Source organism: Marinobacter lacisalsi (assembly GCF_042651045.1).
Classification (GTDB): Bacteria; Pseudomonadota; Gammaproteobacteria; order Pseudomonadales; family Oleiphilaceae; genus Marinobacter; species Marinobacter lacisalsi.
Genome location: NZ_JBHSDI010000007.1, coordinates 91,491 through 110,755, shown reverse-complemented (window position 1 = coordinate 110,755; position 19,265 = coordinate 91,491). Strand labels below are relative to the sequence as shown.

Here is a 19,265-nt window from a genome sequence, read left to right as displayed (position 1 = left end):
ACCGGATTTACCAGCGGTAGCTCAGGCTGCCAATAACGCTGCGGGACTCACCGTAGTAGCAGTAGTAGTCACAGCTGGCCACGTACTCCTCATCAGTCAGGTTGTTCACATTCACCTGGGCTCGCCAGTTCCGGCTGAAATCATAGCGAGCCATGAGGTCTGCGACGGTATAGGCGTCAACCTCAATCCTGGTAGCCCCCGAGGAGGAGTGGCCGACAGATTCACCATTGTAACGAAGCCCGCCACCGACGCTCAGCCCGGGCACCCAGGCAGCCAGGCTGTAGTCCGTCCAGATTGCAGCCCGATGCCGTGGTATCAAGGGCAGCTGGTTCAGCACCTCATCGTTTTTATCTTCCGCATCGGTATAGGTGTAGGCCAAGGTCAACTGCCACTCGTCCGTCAGGTAGGCATTACCCTCGAGCTCAAAGCCACGGCTCTGCTTTTCGCCTTCCTGAACCGTTCGCTGCCCTTCCTGTACAAGACTGTTTTCCTCTGTCAGCTCGTATACCGCCGCGGAAACATAACCGTCCAGCCAGGTGGGTGCGTACTTGACGCCAGCTTCCAGCTGCTTGCCTTCCAGGGGTTCATAGAGATCACCGTCGGTTTCCGTCGCCAGCAGGGGCTGGAAAGATTCGCTGTAACTTACATAGGGCGACAGGCCGTTATCCGCCAGATACATCACACCACCCGACAGGGACCACTGGCTATCGTCAGACTTCTGGGTATTCGCTCCCGTCTGTGCTTCTGTCTCGGCCCAGTCATGGCGTGCACTGGCCATGAGCACCCACCGGTCATCGATACGGAGCTGATTCTGGACGTACGCTCCGATCTGCTCCTTGTCCGTATCACTGTCCATCAGCTGAGTGTCGGTCACTGGGGTGTAGTTGCCATACACGGGATCAAACATGTCGACAGTGCCAAAGCCAAGAAAGTCGTCGTATTGCTCGCCCTCGCCTGAAAGGTTCTGATAGTCCACCCCAACCAACAGGATGTTTTCAGTCCGCTCGGTAAAGAAATGACCGGCAAGGCGATTGTCGACGGTCAACCCATCGGTTGTACCTTCACGATATACCACCCCCTGGACCACATTTCTCGGGTTGCCAGGGTCCTGGTACGAGGCATAGGAGCTGCGCAACTCCAGGTCCAGCCTGTTGTATCGCAGGTTCTGCAGGAACGACCACTGCTGGTTCAAGGCGTGTTCAAGCTCGTAGCCAACCGCTACCTGGGTACGCTCGTTCTTGTCATAGCCGGGTTGCCCCAGGTTGGTTGACGTATCCACCTTGCCATAGGGGGTGTCATCAACAGTGCCATAGGGCAGCTTGAAGGCGTTAACCGGTACGCCATCGTCCTTCTGCAGGCTCGACAGAAGTGTCAGTCGGGTCTGGTCGGTCAGCTCGACAGCGAGGCTGGGCGCCAGGTAGTAACGTTCATTCTCAGTATGGTCCAGGTCCCCTTCCCGGTCCTTGTATACGCCCACCAGACGGTAGCTGACCCTGTCTGTGAGCGGGCCGGTGGTATCGATGTTCAGCTGACGGTGATCCCGGTTGCCGGCCTGGACTTCCACGATGCCGGAGGCCTGATCGGACGGGCGTTTACTGACCGCATTGATAATGCCCCCGGTAGGCGCTTCACCATAGAGGATAGACGCCGGCCCCTTGAAGACTTCCACCCTTTCCAGGCCGAAGGTCTCGGGCAACCACTGGTAGTAACCCTCACGGTAAATCCGCAGACCGTCCTGGTAGGTGGCCTGGTCAAAACCACGCACCTTGAACCAGTCGGTGTCGTTGTCCGCACCATAGTGACCGGATACCACACCGGAACGGTAGCGGAAGCTCTCGTCCAGTGACTGCACATTGCGATCATCCAGCTCTTCACGGTTCACCACTGACGCAGGCTGGGGCGTTTCCGCAAGCGGCACATCCACTTTCAGCACGCTGCCGGTAACCTCAAGAGCATTCAGCCCAACGGGTTCCTGGTCTCCGTTTGATTGCGCCAACACCACGGGCGCAACCCCGGCGAATACCATTCCCAATCCCGTGAGACGAACAATCCCCTTCAGCCGCAAGCGACCGCCAGCCTGATCAGGCAGCATAAAACTTCTCCAGATTGTGAGCACAACAGGGGCTTTTGCCCCGGAACAACAACCGAAGACGAATACTAATGAGAATTACTATCTCTTGCAATAAAAACTCATCGGAGAAAGGCTTCCAGCAAACCCACCAGACTGACCAACAGCAGCACCACACCCAACACCCGGAAAAACACCGGGGTTTCCGCCTGCAGCATTCGCTGGTGCAGGCGCAGACCGATAACATGCCCGACGGCGGCGCAGGGCAGCAGCCAGAGGTGGTGGATCAACTGCAGGTCAACGTCAGCCCAGATAAAGGCGGCCATTTTGATCAGCACAAGGATGAACCAGAGCGCAAACAGCGTATCCCGGAGCTTGTACTTCTGCAGGTGCTGCGCGGCGACCGCAATGATCAGCGGCGCCCCGATCAGCGAGGTGCCGCTGATGTACCCCCCGACCATCAGGAACATGACATCCACGGCACGGCTTCTGCTGCGAAACGGCCGGTTGACAATGTAGGACAGGGAGTACACCGCCACAATCACAAAAATAATGGCGCTGAGAACCTGGGATGGAAGGGTAATCAGCCCGAACACGCCGATCAGCTTGGGTATGATCATCACCCCCAGCAGATACCAGAGATAGCGCCAGTCAACGGTACTGTCGTGGGGCTGCCCGGCAGACCTGCCGGAGCGGCGGTTATTCAGCCAGATGGTCAGGGAAGAGAATACCAGCAGGTGCACCGCGATAATGGGCAGAAACACCAGTGGTTCGTTGTGTACCAGCAGCAGGAATGGCAACGACAGAACCGCCCCGCCAAAGCCCAGGCCCGAGCGGACAAACCCGCTCCAGACAAAAATCAGTGCGATAAGAACATACTGGTAGGCGACCAGGGACGACATCGGGCACAGCTCCCGGGTTATACTCTGGAGAAACGGGCTGCTGATCATACAGTGTATCCCGCCGCGTTACAGGCTATCCGGCGACCGCAGTGGCTCTCACCCATCGCCCCAATGTTCACCTCATCCACAAGGAGGCCCCATGAACACGGATAACCCGAATGACCCACAGCAACCGGAAAACGCCCAGGACGAAGACGCCATTGCCTTTGCCGAGGGGATCTTCGACCTTGCCCGCAACGGTGGCGCCACCCTGCTGGCCCCGCTGCTTGAGGCCGGCGTACCGGTCAACATGCACACCAGCAATGGCGAGACCCTGCTGATACTGGCCACCCGCAATGGCCACCCGGAAACGGTTCGCCTGTTACTGGCCCAGGGTGCTCGCCCCGACCAGCCCGACAGCCGGCAACGCACCCCCCTGATGGAGGCGGCCATGGCCAACCGTACCGACCTGCTCGACTCCCTGCTGGCCGCTGGCGCCGACCCCGGACTCACCGATGGCGACGGCCATACCGCTCTGGACCTGGCCCGGAAGAACCTGGCCGCAGACACCACCTATCGTCTGGAACAGAGGAACTAGTGTCCCGGGGGGAACCCTGGGGACTGTCACATTTTTGCCCAATTACATTGTGCGCAATATAGTTGCAGGCAATCGTTTTGCCATGTAAGGTGTTCTCACTGTCAACGAGCCAAGGGGCTCAGCCCCAACCAATAAAAGGAGAACATCATGTCACTGGAAAAGGTTCTTTATACGGCGTCCGCTGAAGCCACCGGCGGCCGCGATGGCCGTGCCATCTCATCCGACGGCGTACTGGACGTTGCCCTCACCACTCCCCAGGCACTGGGCGGTGCTGGTGGTGAAGGCACCAACCCCGAGCAGCTGTTTGCGGCTGGCTACTCCGCCTGCTACATCGGCGCCATGAAGGTTGTTGCCGGCAAGGCAAAGCTGCCGATGCCCGAGGACACATCCGTGGAAGGCCTGGTGGGCATTGGCCCGATTGACGGCGGCTTTGGCATTCAGGTGGAATTGCGTATCTCGCTGCCTGGCATGGATGACGAGCAGGCACAACAGCTGATCGACATGGCCCACCAGGTGTGCCCCTACTCCAATGCCACCCGTGGCAACATTGACGTCACCCTTACCCGGGTAGACTGAAACCAGGCCTGGTCAGTCGTTTTACCTGACTATTCGCACAAGCCATCACCAGGACGCCGTTCTGGTGATGGCGCGGGCGGTTCACTTACCTAACGCGCCGCAAGTCGCTAAACTGCAGTAACCCCCACCCGGACGGAGACACCCCCCATGGTATGGATCAAGGCATTTATCAGCGGTTTCCTGGCCACCCTCGTTTTTCACCAGGGATTACTCGGCCTTTTCTACCTGGCGGATGTGGTTCCGATGGCACCATTCAACCTGGGGCCGGTACCACCGTTTGGCGCGCCCGCCGTATTGTCACTGGCGTTCTTTGGCGGGCTCTGGGGTATGGTCCTGTGGGCGTTGCTTGGCCGTCTCGGCAAGCTGGCATTCTGGTGCCTGATGGTCATCCTCGGCGCTATCGGCCCCACTGCAGTGGCCATGCTGGTGGTCTTTCCGCTGAAGGAAATGGAGGTAACCGCCCAGACCTGGATCGGGGGCCTGATTCTGAACGGCTTCTGGGGCCTGGGGGTAGCAGTCTTCCTGACCTTAATGGGCGCACGCAAGCTGTCGCAAGCCGACCACCAGGGGCTGTAACCGGCACCCTTCCAATGTAGCCAGTCCGCACCCTGGCACTATGGCATGTTTGTGGCCAGGGCTGATCGCGTCACCTCAGCTTTGCCATCAGCTTGCGCCAGGCGATAGGCAACTCGGTTTCCAGCTCACTCAATAGTGGGTCGCTTGGCGACAACAGCGGTACCCGCTGTCTGGAGGCCAGCAAGACAGTGTTGTTGGTTTTGCTGGTATAACTGAACAGGCTGCCGAATTGTTGCCGCAGCTGCCGGAAAAGTCTGCCCTCAGGGTCTGGCGGACGATGGTAGTTTATCGCCAGCCAGCCCCGATCCGACAGGGCCTGGTAACACAGATCAATGAAATGGCGCCGTGACTGGGCCGGGCTCATGCGATCAGCGCCATAGAGGTCCGCCATAATCAGGTCGGCACTGCCCTCGGCCATATCCTCCAGGGCCCCGCGAGCTTCCGCAATGGTGATGTGAATCCTGTCGGTCTGCGGCAGGCTGAAGTAATCCCGGGCCACCCGGACCACTTCCCTGCGCATGTCCACACCCTGGATCTCGCACTCCGGCAACAGGTGGTGGAGCGCCCCCACAAGGGTGCCACCCCCAACGCCCAGCACCACCGCACGAGCGGGTCGATGCCAGGCCACAGGCAGCAGCATGGCCCGGTTGTATTCATGCACCGGCAGCCATGGTCGGCGTCGGTCAACCTTGCTTTGCTCAAACACCGAGTCAAAGGTCAGCACCCGATGGCGGCGATAGTCAATCACCATAATCGGGCCGACGGCATCCCGGGTATGGTGTACCACATCGCCTGACAGGGACGGTCTCAACATGGCAGGTCAGTCGCACCTCGCTGGCGGGACGGTTGGTTGCTCGATTCCATATTGCCCAACTTTAACCCAGCCCCCGGGTTTTATTGCTAATCTTCATCACAAGATTCAGTAGCAAGCTGGGCGCAAAAGGATACTGCAGCAGGGCCATGGATGAATGCCCCCATTCAACCCAAACAGGCCGTTGAGGAGTTTTCCCATGGACCTGATCCGCATTCTGATCGCTATTCTTCTACCACCACTGGGCGTCTTCCTCCAGGTGGGCATCGGCAAACACTTCTGGATAAACATTCTGCTGACAATATTGGGCTATATCCCCGGTATTGTGCACGCGGTGTGGGTAATCGCGAAAAAATAATTCCACCAGTCGGGCATGGCTGCGCCTTGCGGCCGTGCCATACTCCCCTTTCGTTCAAACATCGGCAAACCCCGTTCTCTCGTATACAGTGGCGTCATAGCGTCCCGGAACACCTGCCCCGGAACCATGCATCAACCATAACGAGAGCCTCCATGACCGAACTTCAGATCGACATCGTTTCCGACATTGCCTGCCCCTGGTGTGCCATCGGCTATGCCCGTTTGCAGCAGGCCATGGAACAGCTGAAGGACGACATCACCTTCCAGGTCCAGTGGCACGCCTTCGAGCTCAACCCCGACGCGTCCGGCGATGGCCAGCCCATCCTCCAGGCCCTGGCGCGCAAATATGGACGCAGCCCCCAGGAAATGGAGGCGGCCCAGGCCGACATGATGCGCATCGCCACTGAGCTGGGTCTGAACTTTTCCCGCATGCAGGAGCGCTATACCCGCAACACCTTCGATGGGCACCGGCTGGTGAAATGGGCCGGGGAACACAACCGCCAGACGGAAATGAAAATGGCACTGTTTGACGCCTACTTCGGACACGCTGCCAATATTGCCGACCACGACGTACTTCAGGCTCAGGCGGAACGAATCGGCCTGGACGGCGACCAGGCCCGCGATCTGCTCAGCTCCGACCGCTACGCAGACGAGGTCCGGCAGGAGGAAGCCTACTGGCAACAGGCAGGCGTTACCGGCGTTCCCGCCTTTGTGCTCAATCGCCGGTACATGATCTCTGGCGCCCAGGAACCCGGTACGCTGGTGGAAGCCCTGCGCAAGGTCGCCAGCGAAGCCGCGGATGAGACCTGACAGGCCCCGACAGACATTTATGAAACCAGTTGCACAAAAACCCGCTCGCTGGTAATTTTGTGCAACTGGTTGCACCAGAGAGACAACGTCTTCCTGGTAGCGTCTGCCTAACCCCTTCCACCGCGCCCGTCCGTCGGTGGACCTGCTCAGGAGCTGTCATGTCATTACCGGATAACCTCAAGGGCCTGTCGCTGCCGGCAGTTGCCTCTCCCCTGTTTATCATTTCCAACCCGGATCTGGTCATTGCCCAGTGCAAGGCCGGCATTGTGGGGTCCTTCCCTGCACTCAATGCCCGCCCCGCCCACGTGCTTGAGGAATGGCTGGAGCGGATCACCACCGAGCTGGCCGAATATAACGCCCGGAACCCGGACAAGCCGGCGGCTCCGTTTGCGGTCAACCAGATCGTCCACCGCTCCAACGACCGGCTGGAACACGACCTGGACCTGTGCGCCAAATACAAGGTACCCATCATCATTACGTCCCTGGGCGCCCGGGAGGACCTGAACCAGAAGGTCCACGAATGGGGCGGTATCACCCTGCACGACGTCATTAACAACCGGTTTGCCAGAAAAGCCATCGAAAAAGGCGCCGATGGCCTGATTGCGGTTGCTGCGGGTGCAGGCGGCCATGCCGGAACCCAATCGCCGTTCGCCCTGATCCAGGAAATCCGTGAATGGTTTGACGGCCCGCTGCTGCTGTCAGGCTCCATCGCCAATGGCAACGCCGTGCTGGCCGCCCAGGCTGCCGGCGCCGACCTGGCCTATATTGGCTCTGCTTTTATTGCGACCCGGGAGGCCAACGCCGACGAAGCCTACAAGCAGATGATTGTCGACAGCGGCGCCGACGACATTGTCTACTCAAACCTGTTCACCGGCATACACGGCAACTACCTGAAAAAAAGTATCGAGGGTGCCGGACTGGACCCCAACGCCCTGCCTGAATCCGACCCGTCAAAGATGAACTTCGGTTCAGGTAGCAGCGCCAAGAGTAAAGCATGGCGAGATATCTGGGGTGCCGGTCAGGGTGTCGGCGCGGTCAAGGAAGTAGGCGACGTGAACAGCCTGGTTACGCGTTTGATCCGCGAGTATGGCCAGGCGCGCCAACGGCTGGCGCTGACTGACACTAACACCGAAGCTGTGACAGAACCCGCCTGATTGAACTCGACGGGGGCCATTCAGGCCCCCGAATTTACCCTCTGTCGCTCAATACAGCGACCAGAGCCACAAAGTTTGCTTAACAGATCCTGAAATTTTCGTCACCAACTTTCCCCGCCAACCTCCCCCCTTTTGCGAACCAGACCGCGTTTTATCGCCAGTTCGTGAAAGCCGCGACCAATCTCTTTGGTTACCTTTGCTGCGGGTAAGCAAAACCCGAAACAACAAACCAAGAGAACGTCTCAGGGAAACCCCATGATCAAAAAAAGCGTAAATTCGGCATTATCTATACTGGCAGCAGGCTCCCTGCTGTTTTCAGCCTCTGTTATGGCAGTCAGTGGCGGCGGAGACAACGGCACTCCACCAGACCCCTGCCAGACAGACTGTGGTTACGAGCGCGGGCCTGATCCCACCGAGCGCTTCCTGGAAGCTCGCGAGGGACATCTGTCGGTCCGCTCTGAGCGCGTATCCGGCCTGGTCAGCGGCTTCGGTGGTGGCAACATTCACTATCCCACAGGCACCTCCGGCACCATGGGCGCAGTCGTGGTCATCCCGGGCTTTGTTTCCGCCGAGTCGTCCATCGACTGGTGGGGCCCGAAACTGGCCTCCTATGGGTTTGTCGTCATGACCATCGATACCAACACCGGCTTTGACCAGCCACCCAGCCGCGCCCGTCAGATCAACGCCGCTCTGGACTACCTCATTGATCAGAATCGCTCCGCTACCAGCCCCGTCAGCGGTATGATTGATGAAGACCGCCTGGGTGTCATCGGCTGGTCCATGGGGGGAGGCGGCACGCTGCGAGTGGCCTCAGAAGGTCGCCTTCGCGCTGCCATCCCACTGGCACCCTGGGATACATCCAGCCGTTACGCCAGGGATGTTCGTACACCGACCATGATCTTCGCCTGTGGCGCTGATGTGGTGGCTCCTGTGGCCCTCCATGCTTCCCCGTTCTACAGAGCGATTCCCGATTCCACACCCAAAGCCTTCGTGGAAATCAGTCTGGGCACCCATTTCTGCGCAAACGGAGGTACGGTGTACAACGATGTTCTCGGACGTCTTGGCGTATCCTGGATGAAAGTCCACATGGACAACGACAAGCGCTATGAACAGTTTATCTGTGGACCCCGTCACGAGTCAGACCTGGATATCTCCGAGTACCGCGGCAACTGCAGCTAAAACTGCCGCAAACCCGTAAAACAACATACTGACCATCAGGCCTGGCCCTGTCGGACGACAGGGCCAGCTCAGTTACTCAGGAATACCAAGGAAGACCAGACCAAGGATGGCCACCCCACATCGGCAGCACTCATCACCCGGCCCACGGCTGTACGTCTGGAACCGGAACCTCCTGCATTTGCCCACGCTGGCCGCTCAACCGGCACCGCACCGGGTTTTCCAGGACAAGCTGTTGATCAGCCTGGATGGATTTCTCACTATTGTTGTTGATGGTCAGCGGCTAAGCACACGCAGTTGTCTTGTGCCCGCCGGCCATTGGCATGACACATCAACCGTTGATAGCCGTGATGCTGTGACAGCCACCTGGTTGCTGCAACCACTTTCCCAGGACCATCCGGCCCTGGTCAGCCTCATGAGCAGCGCCGGCAATGGTCTGTACTACAATCACCCGGAAGAAACCCGCCTGATTCGTGAACTGCTCGATGCTCGCGATGCCCCCAACCCTGCCAGCGACCGGATCCGCCAACAGATGCACCGGTGTCTGTTTCCGGACACCCTGGCATCAAAGGTTTTCAGGGTCTATGACCCGCGGGTGATCAGGGTAGTGCGGGAACTCCAGCGCACCGCCAGCATGAACATGCCGCTGGAAAGGTTCGCCACCGACGTTGGGCTGTCTGCCTCTTACCTGGAAAAACTGTTCAAGGAACAAACCGGCCTGCCGGTCACCCAGTACCGGCTGAGGTACCGGATCTATGTGGCGTCAATCCTGTTGGGCATGGGGTACTCGATTACCGACGCCGCCCACAAGGCGGGATTTTCCAGCTCTTCCCATTTTTCACGCACCTTCAGGACGCTGACCGGTGAGACCGCTTCGAAGACGTTTTTCAAGTCCGGCACCGAAACCCTGATCGATCAGCGAGCACTCAAGTCAGTACTGCAAGTGATTCGCGACGTGCCGGCATCCGGGGGACGGCCGCAGGTGGTATCAGAGTAGCGGCAGCGTTTCCCGGGCCCACCGCAGCCAGTCTTCCTCTGCCGAAATCCCCTTGAGCAGCACCCGGTGCTGCAGGCGCTGGCCCCGGGGCATGTCGGGCTTCGGGAAATCCCTGGCCTCAATGGCACGATAGCTGGCCAGTCGATCTTCATGCCAGGCAATCAGCCGCTCCAGCTCATGACGGACGCCAATGGGGCCCAACACCGCCTCGGCCCGTATCTTCACCATCAGCGCCTCATTGCTTACACCGGAACTGCCGGGCTCTGACGCCCAGCGCACCAGCTCGTCCTGCCCCTCGGGAAGAACATGGTACACCTTGCGTTTGCGGGTGCCGTCATCGCCCTTTTCTTCCACCTCCACCCAGCCGGCCGCCGCCATGCGGCCAAGCTCACGGTAGATCTGCTGGTGGGTCGCCTGCCAGAAATGACCGATGGATCGGTCAAAACGCCGGGCGAGCTGATAACCGGTGGAGGGCTTCTCGAGGAGCGAAGTGAGTAGGGCATGTTGAATCGACATGGCGGTGATTCTATCCGCAATGGGCCGGCGCGCCAATTCAGATGCCGGTAGTGCTGATCTGACCGAGCTATCCGCCCGACGTAGAATCAAACGACAGTGGAAAACACCACTGGCGAAATCCATGCCCAGATGGAAACTGGACGACACTCAACCCGCCAAACTTTGTGATGCAGTTACGCATGAGTGCCAATTCGTGAAAGCCGACGTTCTGACGGTACTCTAGAGTTCCCGCCAGCATACAGAAACCAAGACCAACAAAAACAGCCAGTTACATTACGGCACAGTTCCCTCTGGCTCACACCGGGCCGTTTGGCGGTTAATCTCTGGCGGGAAATATACAGGCTTCGGAAATTGTGAAGTGCATTGCCCACGCCTGACACGCTACTGCTATTACTAATCATGACAGGCGTCGTTGACAGTTTGTCTCTCGTCCACGGAATGAGGCGACAGGCATGCGACCCTCAATAACAAACGAAAGGATCTCCCGCTGAAAGGCATTCAGCAGGGCTATAAGATGACCAACAAGAACAATACCAACCACATTTCAAGCAAGACCCCCCGACTGTTCATCTGGAGTCGGGAAGTGATGTTCCTTGGTACCTACGTCAGCCGCCAGGAACCCTATCGAACAACGCAAGAGCTTATGGTGGTCTGCCTGCAGGGCACCCTCAACGTCAAGGCCGGTGAGGGCCCTCCCATTTCGACCCGAACCTGCCTCATCCCTCCCGGAATCTGGCTGGACCGTAAGCTGATTGAAAGCCGGCAGGCGGTGCTGGGCATCTACTTCCTGGCCCCGTTCTCCCAGGACCATGCCGCCCTGGCCAGCCACATGACAGAGGTTGGCCAGGGAATTTTCTGCCATCACGCGGATGAGTCGGCGGTGATACGAGCCATGATGAAAGTCAGGAACCAGTCCGTCATCACCACACAGGAGGCCCGCTCAATCATCCGTGACGCCCTGATACCCAAACCGCTACAGGGATTGGTGTTCCGGGAATACGACCCCAGGCTGCTGACAGTAGCCAAACGCATCCGCGCCGAACTCCATGATTCACCCACCCTCACTGAACTGGCGAATGAAGTAAACCTGTCGGAATCCCGCCTGGAGAAACTCTTCAAGGAACAGGCCGGCCTGCCTATCACCCAGTATCGGGTTCGGTATCGTGTCTTTATCAGCACCATTATCATGGCCCTGGGCTATTCGGTCACCGAAGCGGCCCTGCTTGCCGGGTTCTCCAACTCGGCTCACCTGTCCCGCTGCTACCGGCAGGTAAATGGCGTAACGCCCTCTTCAACCTTCCTGAATCCGCCCCACCTGGAGGCAATCCTCGATTCCTCTGCCACCAGTCTGGTGGCCCCCCTGCTGGAGGGCCAGCCAGCGATCTGACCGGGCAACTCCATTAGCACACCGACATGACGCCAAACTAACCTGATTAGTAATTTTCTGAGCCTGTTCAGGGCCTGATTCACATTCCATCCATTCAAAATGGTTACAACATCCATTTTGGTGCGGTGGTTCGCACGAACCACCCGTATCGGAGCGGTTACCGGTTTACTGAACACAATATTAAACAGCTGACAGAAACATCGTCATCCGCGCCGGTTTTGTGACCCCCCCAACATTCCTGCATTACCCGAACAGGCGGCTATCACCTTGTGCAAGCCCCATCCCGCCCCGCGCTATACCGTTCACCCGTCTCCGAGGCTCTGGTCTTACGCCCGGTGACCGCCCGGCAGTCATCTCAATGGGCCGGGCACTCACATTCAGGAAGACATGTTTCGACACGCTTGTGCTGTCCGCGTCGACATCAAAAGCGAGGAAAGAAAAATGACCGAACAATCCCCCAGATCCCGACGTCTACACGCCCGGTTCACCCCCCTGAACCGCATACACATCCGCCAGGTCAAGGAGATGTACGCCATCTTCAAGGCCCACTACGAGCACACTGACCTGGAAACCTTCATGGCCGACCTGAGCAAGAAAGATGGCGCCATATTGCTACGGGAACCGGAACAGGGCCGTATCGTGGGCTTTTCATCCATCGTTACCATGCCCATGGGTGAGAATGGCAACCAGGGCTCCGGCGTGTTCAGCGGCGATACCATAGTCATGCCAGAATACTGGGGCTCACGGGCCCTGCACTTCGCCTTCATGCGTTACATCATCCGCCAGAAACTGCGCCGGCCATCCACGCCACTGTTCTGGCTGCTGATCAGCAAGGGCTATAAGACCTACCTGCTGATGGCCAACAATTTCGACCAGTACTACCCCCATCCGGAAGAACGCCATGAAGACCTGGAACCGCTGGTCAAATCCTACTGCGAGCGGCTGTTTCCGGGTCACTATGACCCCGACACCCGGGTGCTGGATTTCGGTGAATCCGCCCAGCGGCTGCGCCAGGGTGTCGCCGCGGTGACCGATGAACTGGCCCGGGAGGTACCCAAGATCGATTTCTTCCGCCAGCGTAACCCCACCTGGAACCGGGGTACCGAGCTGCCCTGTATTGCCCTGTTGTCCTACACCACCATCTTCCGTGCCCTGTCCAAGTGGTGGCTGCAATCCTCGGCGAAATCCCTTGGCAAGATGGGCGGGCGCCTCAGGGCTCTGGGGGCAAGATGATCAGTACTCGTCTGGGCCATGGTGTTCTGCGGCAGATCCTGAGACCGGGCGAACGTCGTTTCCGGGCCCGGCAGTCCGACCTGGAAACCGCGCAGCGGGAACGTCTGGCCCGCATTCTCCGTCAGGTGAGCGCCGTCCGTGACCAGCAGGCGCTCTGGCACGGCGGCTGGCGGTGGGAGGACTTCGCTGCCAGCGAGCCGGTCACAAGCTATGATCAGTGGCGAGACCTGGTCTCCAATCAGATGGAGACCGGTCGTCAGCGCCTGACCAGCTCACCGGCGCAGCGTTACCAGCCCACCAGCGGGTCCAGCTCGGCCATCAAGTGGATACCCTACACCCGTCAGTTCCTTCAGGAGCTTGATGGCGCCATAGCGCCATGGATGTCGGACCTGTACCGCCAGTTTCCCGGCATTGCCCGGGGCAAACAGTACTGGTCGTTGTCCTGGCTACCCTCATCCATGCGCAAGCAGGGTAGTGATCAGCTCAACGATGACATGAAACTGCTCAGCACCGGCAAGCGGATCCTGATGGGACAAACCCAGGCGGTGCCGGATGGTGTCGCCCTGGCCCCCACGTCCGACGACTCCATGTTCGCCACGGTTGCCTGCCTGGCAGCCACTTCCGATCTGGCGGCCATGTCCGTCTGGAGTCCCACCTTTGCCCTGGGGTTGCTCAGTAATCTTGGAGCCTGGCGAGAAGCGTTGGTCGAGGTGCTGCGCACCGGTTCCTGGGGCGATCGCCAGCAGGCGCTGAAGCACCTGGAAGCGCCCCGGAATCCGGCAGCGGCCTCCCTGCTTGCCACCTGGGACGGCCGTGCCGACCCGGCATTCTTCCGGGAACTGTGGCCGCAGCTGGCGTTGGTCAGCGCCTGGGGAACCGCCTCGGCCGCCCCCTGGGCCAACGAGCTACGCAGGACCCTGCCCCAGGCCGGGTTTCAGGGCAAGGCGCTGTGGGCGACGGAAGGCGTGGTCACCATTCCCTACGGCGACCAGCATGTGCTGGCGGCAAATTCCCATTTCTACGAGTTCGAGGATTCAGACACAGGCCGGATTCATCCTGCCTGGGACCTGCAACCGGGGCAGCAGGTTTCGCCGCTGATTACCGCCGGCTCCGGGCTGCTGCGGTACCGGCTGGGGGATCTGGTCGAGGTCACCGGCCATATGGGCCAGTTGCCCTGCCTGCGCTTCCTGGGCCGGAGTAACACAGTGGACCTGGTGGGCGAAAAAATGGACGCGGTTACGGTTCAGCAGTGGCTCAACGACACGCCCTGGCCGGGAACAGCGCAGCCCGTGACGGTGCTGGGGGCAACCCACGGTGGCCACAGTGGTCGTCCCGCCTATGTGCTGGTGGTTAACCTGCCGCAAAAGGAATCACCGGAGCAGTGGGAAACCCGGGCCCGGTCCTGGGCACACTCGCTGGAGGATTACCTGCGCGCGAGCTTCCACTACCGTCTGGCGCGGGACCTCGACCAGCTTGAGCCGGTGCGCTGTGTCTGCATCCACGATGCCCACCGCCTGTACCTCGAGGCCTGCAAGGCGCGGGGCATGATCGAAGGGGATATCAAGGTGGAATCCCTGAAGCACTGGCCCGGCGACCTCCCTGCGGCCTTTGCACCTGCCCGTGTCGGAGAAAAGGAGGTTCTCCATGAAGCTTGAAGTCAGCCGCGCCCGGCCTGATGACAACGGGGATATCCTGTCGCTACTGTCGACGATCCCCCAGCCCGGCGCCATCAGCCTCAGTTTCGAGCGGTCACCAAACTATTTCCACGGGGCAGCCATCAGCGCTGAAGATCCGGAAGTGTTCATTCTGCGAACCCCGGAGCCGAAGGCGCAATCCACCCTGGGCATTTTCAATATCGGCACCCGCCGGCTGTTCATCAACGGCGAGTTACAGCGGGTACGCTACCTCCATGACCTGCGCCTGGACCCCAGCGTTCGCGGTACCCGGGCCCTGGGCATGGCGTTCCAGACCACCCGCGAGATGATGGCCGACGACGAACTTTTCCAGGCGGTCGTACTGGAAGAAAACCACTCGTTCCTGGCCACCATGATGCGCCCCCGCAAGCTCATGCCGGATCTGAGTGCCAAGGGGAGCATCGAGACCAGCCTGATTTACGGGCGGGCCTCCCGCAAGTTCCAGGCACCCTCGGTGGAGATCCGCCCGGCCACCCCGGAGGACCTGCCCGCGATGCAGGCCCTGCTGGATGAGGAGGGCCCGAAACGCCAGTATTTTCACTACCATGACCTCAATGAACTGAAAGACCCCGGCCCCTGGTACCGGGCGCTGTCGGTCAGTGACTACTACCTGATCTTTGAAGACGGGGAGCTGGCCGGCCTGGCCGGCACCTGGGACCAGAAACCCTTCAAGCAGACCCGGGTGGCCGCCTACAGCAAGCCGGTCAGGCTCGGGCGCCCGCTGTACAATATGTGGGCGAAAGCCACCCGTGGGATGCCACTGCCCAAGGTGGGCGGGTGTCTGAGCTACCTGACCCTGCACACCGTGGTGATCCGCAATCACGACATCAACCTGCTGCGGATGCTGGTCAACGCCCTGCTGCAGGGTCCCGCCCGGGACTACGACGCCATTGCCTGCGGGTTCTTTACCGCCGATCCCCTGAGCCACGGGCCCCGGTCCTTCCCCCGGCGGACGCTGCTGAGCCACCACTTCATTGGCACCTGGGGCCGGGAACACAGACCCTGGATCGACCCGAAACGGATTCCTCATGCCGATATTGCCAGGCTTTAGTTGCTGTCGCGTCGGGGTGGCGGCCATGGCCTCGCCGCATTCCTGGCACTGACTGCCGCTGTTCGAGCCCCGGCCTAGACAACACCCGACATCACTAACCACAGGAGAATTAAGGGGCGACCTTATCCGGCAGCGGCTGCCAGCCCGTCACTGACACCCGCTTCCCAGCTGGCCCGCAGTACATCGTTCTCGTAGGGGTTTTCTGCATGACCACTGTCGGCCGTCTGCAACCCTACACGGTAGGCTTCCTCCACCGAGTCCCGTTCCGACACGGTATGGCCCCTGACACGGAGCCGCCGTATCAGCTTCACCACATCCTCGGCGATCATGATCATCGACGGCACCATGAAGATGGTGGTGAGGCTGGCAAACAGCACACCGAAGCCCAGGGATATCGCCATGGGGACCAGGAAGGCCGCCTGGGGACTGGTCTCGAACGCCAGTGGCGCCACTGCCAGCGAGGTGGTCAGGGTGGTCAGCATGATCGGGCGTATACGCCCGGCCAACGCTTCCAGCAAGGCTTCCCGTTGGGTTTCATAGCGCGCCCGCAGGTGGTTGGCGTGGTCAATCAGCACCAGGTTGTCGTTGATCACCACGCCACTGACCGCCACCACCCCGATGATGGACCACAGGGTCAGCTCGAAACCGAGCAACATATGCCCCAGGAAGGCGCCCACCATACCGAAGGGTATCGCCATCAGGATCAGCAACGGCTGCCAGTAACGGCCAAACATCATGGTGAGCACGAAGAACATGGCCAGCAGGGCGGCACTGTAGCCAATGGTGAGATGATTGACGAACCTGGTGATGCTGATGGGTTTGCCGGCCACGGACCAGCGGGCGCCCGGCCATTGCTGGGCCAGTTCTGCCAGAAAACCCTCCTGCAGGAATGCCATCACCCGTCCGGGGGACGTCAGCCGGGTGTCGACATAGGCGGTGACCGACACACTGCGGTTGCGATCGTAATGCTGGATTACCGCCGGGCGTTCACGCCGTTGCGGCTCGGCCAGGGCCACCAGTGGTGCCACCGAGTCGTCCGACAGGCGGATGGGCAGCTGTTCCAGGTGACCGAGGCTGTTGCTCTGTTCCGCCGGCAACCGCAGCACCACGGGTACATCGTGGTCGCCCTGGGGCAACTGGTCGATGACAATGCCCTGGAAGGCCGACTGAACCTGGTCTCCCAGCTCGGCTTCTGTCACCCCACCCAGACGGGCGCCGGGGCGTACCGCCAGGTTGATCTCCGAGAAGCGGGAGCTCATGCCATTGGCCACTTCGAACACGCCGGATATCTCCCTCAGCTCCTGCTCCAGGGCCTGTGACATTTCTGCCAGTCGGTCGAGGTCCGGGTGATAGAGGTTCACGTGCAGATCCGGCAGCACCCGGTTGATGGTGGAGTGAAAGCGCATGGACACAGCACCGGCGATCTCCGGCTGGAGCCTGCGCCACTGTTCCCTTACCTGATCCGGAGTGACTGGCAGGTCGCCACCAACCATGGCCACGGTGACCCGTGCGCGGAGGTAGGCGCCAGGGTCGTGGGCGGTGGAGTGGTTGTTGCGCCGCCCCTGCTCCACGTAAATATCGTCAATAACAGGCTCACCGTGGTCCTTCTCCAGGGTACTGCTGAGGAACTGGGCGGAGACCTGCAAGGTTTCGGTGGCCCGCAACACCCGCTGGCTGCTGGTGCCCGGGGGGAACTCCACATCCACCATCACCTTGTTGCCGGTAACCTGAGACTGGAAGGTCACGCTCAGCCAGCCACTGTGAAGCAGCGCCACGCATACCCCGAACATTGACAGGAACAGCAACAGGACCATCATCCGGGCATTGAGGGCCGCGCCCATGAAGGGCAGAACCCGCCGCCGGATCTGGCCATCGAACCAACGGTTCACCCGCTGGCTGAACCTGCCCGACACCGCCCGGGAGCGACTCATGGAGTGGGCCAGGTGAGAGGGCAGGATCCACAGCGACTCCACCAGTGACAACGCCAGCACGGTGATCGCCACCACCGGTACCACCCGCATCAGGTCTCCCTCCGGGCCCGGCAGGAACATCATCGGCAGGAAACCGATGGCCGTGGTTACCACCGCCACGGTAATGGGCAGAGCCACCCGGCGCACGCCTTCCAGCACGGCGTCGATGCCCGGCCCCAGTCGCCGTGCCTGGTCGTCGACGCTCTCACCCACGATCACCGCGTCGTCCACCACAATGCCCAGCACCAGGATGAAGGCAAACAGGGAGATGGTATTGAAGGAAAACCCCGTCAACGGCAGGATGATGCAGGCACCCACCATGGCCACCGGAATACCCAGGCCCACCCAGGCCGACAAGCGCAGGCCGAAGAACAAGGCCAGCAGCAGGATCAGCATGATCAGGCCCTGCAACGCATTCTTCCACAGCAGGTCCGAACGATCCCGGTACTGGCGGGAATCGTCCCGCCACAGGATCAGCTCCATGTCCCGGGGGAGCGTGGCATCCCGCACGAAGCGGTGCACGGCTTCGGCGGTTTCCACCACATCCTGGTCGCCGATGCGGTACACATCCAGGGCCACCGCTGGGCGACCGTTGAACCAGGCCGCCATGGCATCCCGGGTGAAGCCGTCCCGCACAAAGGCAAAATCCCCCAGCACCAAGCGCTCCCCTTCCCCGGTCCGGCGCACGGTCACATCGCGGTAGTCTTCCGGGTCGGTCACCGCCTCCCCGGACAGGATCAGCGAGTTGGCACTGGGGCCCCGCAGCATGCCGCCGGAAGCCCGGCCCAGGTTGCGGGAGATGGCATCAGCGACGCCCGCAAACGTCAGGTCGTACCGGTACAGATCTTCCCGGGCAACCTCCAGGGCCACCTCCCGCGCCGGCAGGCCTTCCAGTTCCACGTCAACAATCGACGGGTGGTCCAGCAGCTGGTCCCGCAGCTGCCAGGCCACCTGATGCAGTGCCCGGGGCTTGGCGTCAGCCACTACCAGCAGGCGGGCGACCCGATTGCGATAGACGGCCTCTTCCACCACCGGTTCCTCGGCGTCCGGTGGCAGGGTGTTAAGGGTTTCCACCCGGGCCGCCATGCGGTTACGCACCTCGCCGGAGTCGTACCCTTCCACCACATCCACGGTGATGGAGCAGAGCCCCTCCCGGGATTCGCTGCGAATGTTGTCGATGCCTTCAATGGTATAAAGGGCGGTCTCCAGGGGCGAGCAGAGGGTCTGCTCGATCACTTCCGGGGACGCACCCTGCAGCTTTGCCACCACACCGATGCGATCCAGTGGCAGGTTGGGCAGCGTTTCCTGCCGGGTCTGGGGAATGGCCAGAAAGCCGCCCACCAGCAGCAGTAGCGCCAGCAGGTTGGCGACCGCCGGGTTGCGGGTAAACCACTCGATGCTGCGGAACAT

At 60.6% G+C, this 19,265-nt stretch carries 17 protein-coding genes; 12 read left to right on the top strand and 5 right to left on the bottom strand.

The features are described from left to right. Nucleotides 1–7: 7 nt before the first annotated feature. Nucleotides 8–2,092 (bottom strand): TonB-dependent siderophore receptor, encoded by a 2,085-nt coding sequence (locus ACFOZ5_RS04075; RefSeq protein ID WP_379885583.1) that lies wholly within the window; start codon nt 2,090–2,092, stop codon nt 8–10. A 98-nt stretch (nt 2,093–2,190) separates the two neighbouring features. After that, a complete protein-coding gene (locus ACFOZ5_RS04070; protein WP_379885581.1) occupies nt 2,191–2,970 on the bottom strand; it encodes a TSUP family transporter in 780 nt (259 codons plus the stop codon). Nucleotides 2,971–3,109: 139 nt separating this feature from the next. Between ACFOZ5_RS04070 and ACFOZ5_RS04065 the strand changes: the two genes are divergently transcribed. From ACFOZ5_RS04065 to ACFOZ5_RS04055, 3 genes are all read left to right on the top strand, one after another. Then, entirely contained in the window at nt 3,110–3,547 is a 438-nt protein-coding gene (locus ACFOZ5_RS04065) for an ankyrin repeat domain-containing protein (RefSeq protein WP_379885579.1), read from the top strand. A 147-nt stretch (nt 3,548–3,694) separates the two neighbouring features. Then, a complete protein-coding gene (locus ACFOZ5_RS04060; RefSeq protein ID WP_379885577.1) occupies nt 3,695–4,123 on the top strand; it encodes an organic hydroperoxide resistance protein in 429 nt (142 codons plus the stop codon). A 147-nt stretch (nt 4,124–4,270) separates the two neighbouring features. Then, nucleotides 4,271–4,699, top strand: a complete 429-nt coding sequence (locus tag ACFOZ5_RS04055; protein ID WP_379885575.1) for a hypothetical protein — start codon at nt 4,271–4,273, stop codon at nt 4,697–4,699. Between the two features lie 70 nt (nt 4,700–4,769). On the opposite strand, the gene ACFOZ5_RS04050 is transcribed toward ACFOZ5_RS04055, so the two are convergent. Continuing rightward, nucleotides 4,770–5,513 carry a spermidine synthase gene (locus ACFOZ5_RS04050; protein WP_379885573.1) on the bottom strand — a complete coding sequence of 248 codons (744 nt, stop codon included), beginning with the start codon at nt 5,511–5,513 and terminating at the stop codon, nt 4,770–4,772. A gap of 196 nt (nt 5,514–5,709) precedes the next feature. On the opposite strand from ACFOZ5_RS04050, the gene ACFOZ5_RS04045 reads away from it, so the two are divergent. From ACFOZ5_RS04045 to ACFOZ5_RS04025, 5 genes are all read left to right on the top strand, one after another. Next, the gene (locus ACFOZ5_RS04045) at nt 5,710–5,868 is read left to right on the top strand and encodes a YqaE/Pmp3 family membrane protein (protein ID WP_379885572.1); all 159 of its coding nucleotides are present in this window, start codon (nt 5,710–5,712) and stop codon (nt 5,866–5,868) included. A gap of 152 nt (nt 5,869–6,020) precedes the next feature. Next, nucleotides 6,021–6,677, top strand: a complete 657-nt coding sequence (locus ACFOZ5_RS04040; RefSeq protein WP_379885571.1) for a DsbA family oxidoreductase — start codon at nt 6,021–6,023, stop codon at nt 6,675–6,677. Between the two features lie 158 nt (nt 6,678–6,835). Further along, the gene (locus tag ACFOZ5_RS04035; protein WP_379885570.1) at nt 6,836–7,831 is read left to right on the top strand and encodes an NAD(P)H-dependent flavin oxidoreductase; all 996 of its coding nucleotides are present in this window, start codon (nt 6,836–6,838) and stop codon (nt 7,829–7,831) included. A gap of 255 nt (nt 7,832–8,086) precedes the next feature. Further along, entirely contained in the window at nt 8,087–9,010 is a 924-nt protein-coding gene (locus tag ACFOZ5_RS04030; RefSeq protein WP_379885569.1) for an alpha/beta hydrolase family protein, read from the top strand. Nucleotides 9,011–9,116: 106 nt separating this feature from the next. Next, nucleotides 9,117–10,004 (top strand): helix-turn-helix transcriptional regulator, encoded by an 888-nt coding sequence (locus ACFOZ5_RS04025; RefSeq protein ID WP_379885568.1) that lies wholly within the window; start codon nt 9,117–9,119, stop codon nt 10,002–10,004. On the opposite strand, the gene ACFOZ5_RS04020 is transcribed toward ACFOZ5_RS04025, so the two are convergent. Next, nucleotides 9,996–10,520 (bottom strand): PadR family transcriptional regulator, encoded by a 525-nt coding sequence (locus tag ACFOZ5_RS04020; RefSeq protein WP_379885567.1) that lies wholly within the window; start codon nt 10,518–10,520, stop codon nt 9,996–9,998. The two genes, ACFOZ5_RS04025 and ACFOZ5_RS04020, sit on opposite strands and share 9 nt — an antisense overlap. 514 nt (nt 10,521–11,034) lie before the next feature. On the opposite strand from ACFOZ5_RS04020, the gene ACFOZ5_RS04015 reads away from it, so the two are divergent. The 4 genes from ACFOZ5_RS04015 (at nt 11,035) to ACFOZ5_RS04000 (ending at nt 15,885) form a co-directional block, all read left to right on the top strand. Then, a complete protein-coding gene (locus tag ACFOZ5_RS04015) occupies nt 11,035–11,907 on the top strand; it encodes a helix-turn-helix domain-containing protein (RefSeq protein ID WP_379885565.1) in 873 nt (290 codons plus the stop codon). Nucleotides 11,908–12,348: 441 nt separating this feature from the next. Continuing rightward, the gene (locus tag ACFOZ5_RS04010) at nt 12,349–13,140 is read left to right on the top strand and encodes a hypothetical protein (protein ID WP_379885564.1); all 792 of its coding nucleotides are present in this window, start codon (nt 12,349–12,351) and stop codon (nt 13,138–13,140) included. Next, entirely contained in the window at nt 13,137–14,795 is a 1,659-nt protein-coding gene (locus ACFOZ5_RS04005) for a GH3 family domain-containing protein (RefSeq protein WP_379885562.1), read from the top strand. The genes ACFOZ5_RS04010 and ACFOZ5_RS04005 overlap by 4 nt, the downstream gene beginning before the upstream one ends. Further along, the gene (locus ACFOZ5_RS04000; protein ID WP_379885561.1) at nt 14,785–15,885 is read left to right on the top strand and encodes a hypothetical protein; all 1,101 of its coding nucleotides are present in this window, start codon (nt 14,785–14,787) and stop codon (nt 15,883–15,885) included. Before ACFOZ5_RS04005 ends, ACFOZ5_RS04000 begins: the two co-directional genes overlap by 11 nt. A 122-nt stretch (nt 15,886–16,007) precedes the next feature. Here ACFOZ5_RS04000 and ACFOZ5_RS03995 read toward each other — a convergent pair whose 3' ends face one another. Beyond that, nucleotides 16,008–19,265 carry an efflux RND transporter permease subunit gene (locus ACFOZ5_RS03995; RefSeq protein ID WP_379885560.1) on the bottom strand — a complete coding sequence of 1,086 codons (3,258 nt, stop codon included), beginning with the start codon at nt 19,263–19,265 and terminating at the stop codon, nt 16,008–16,010.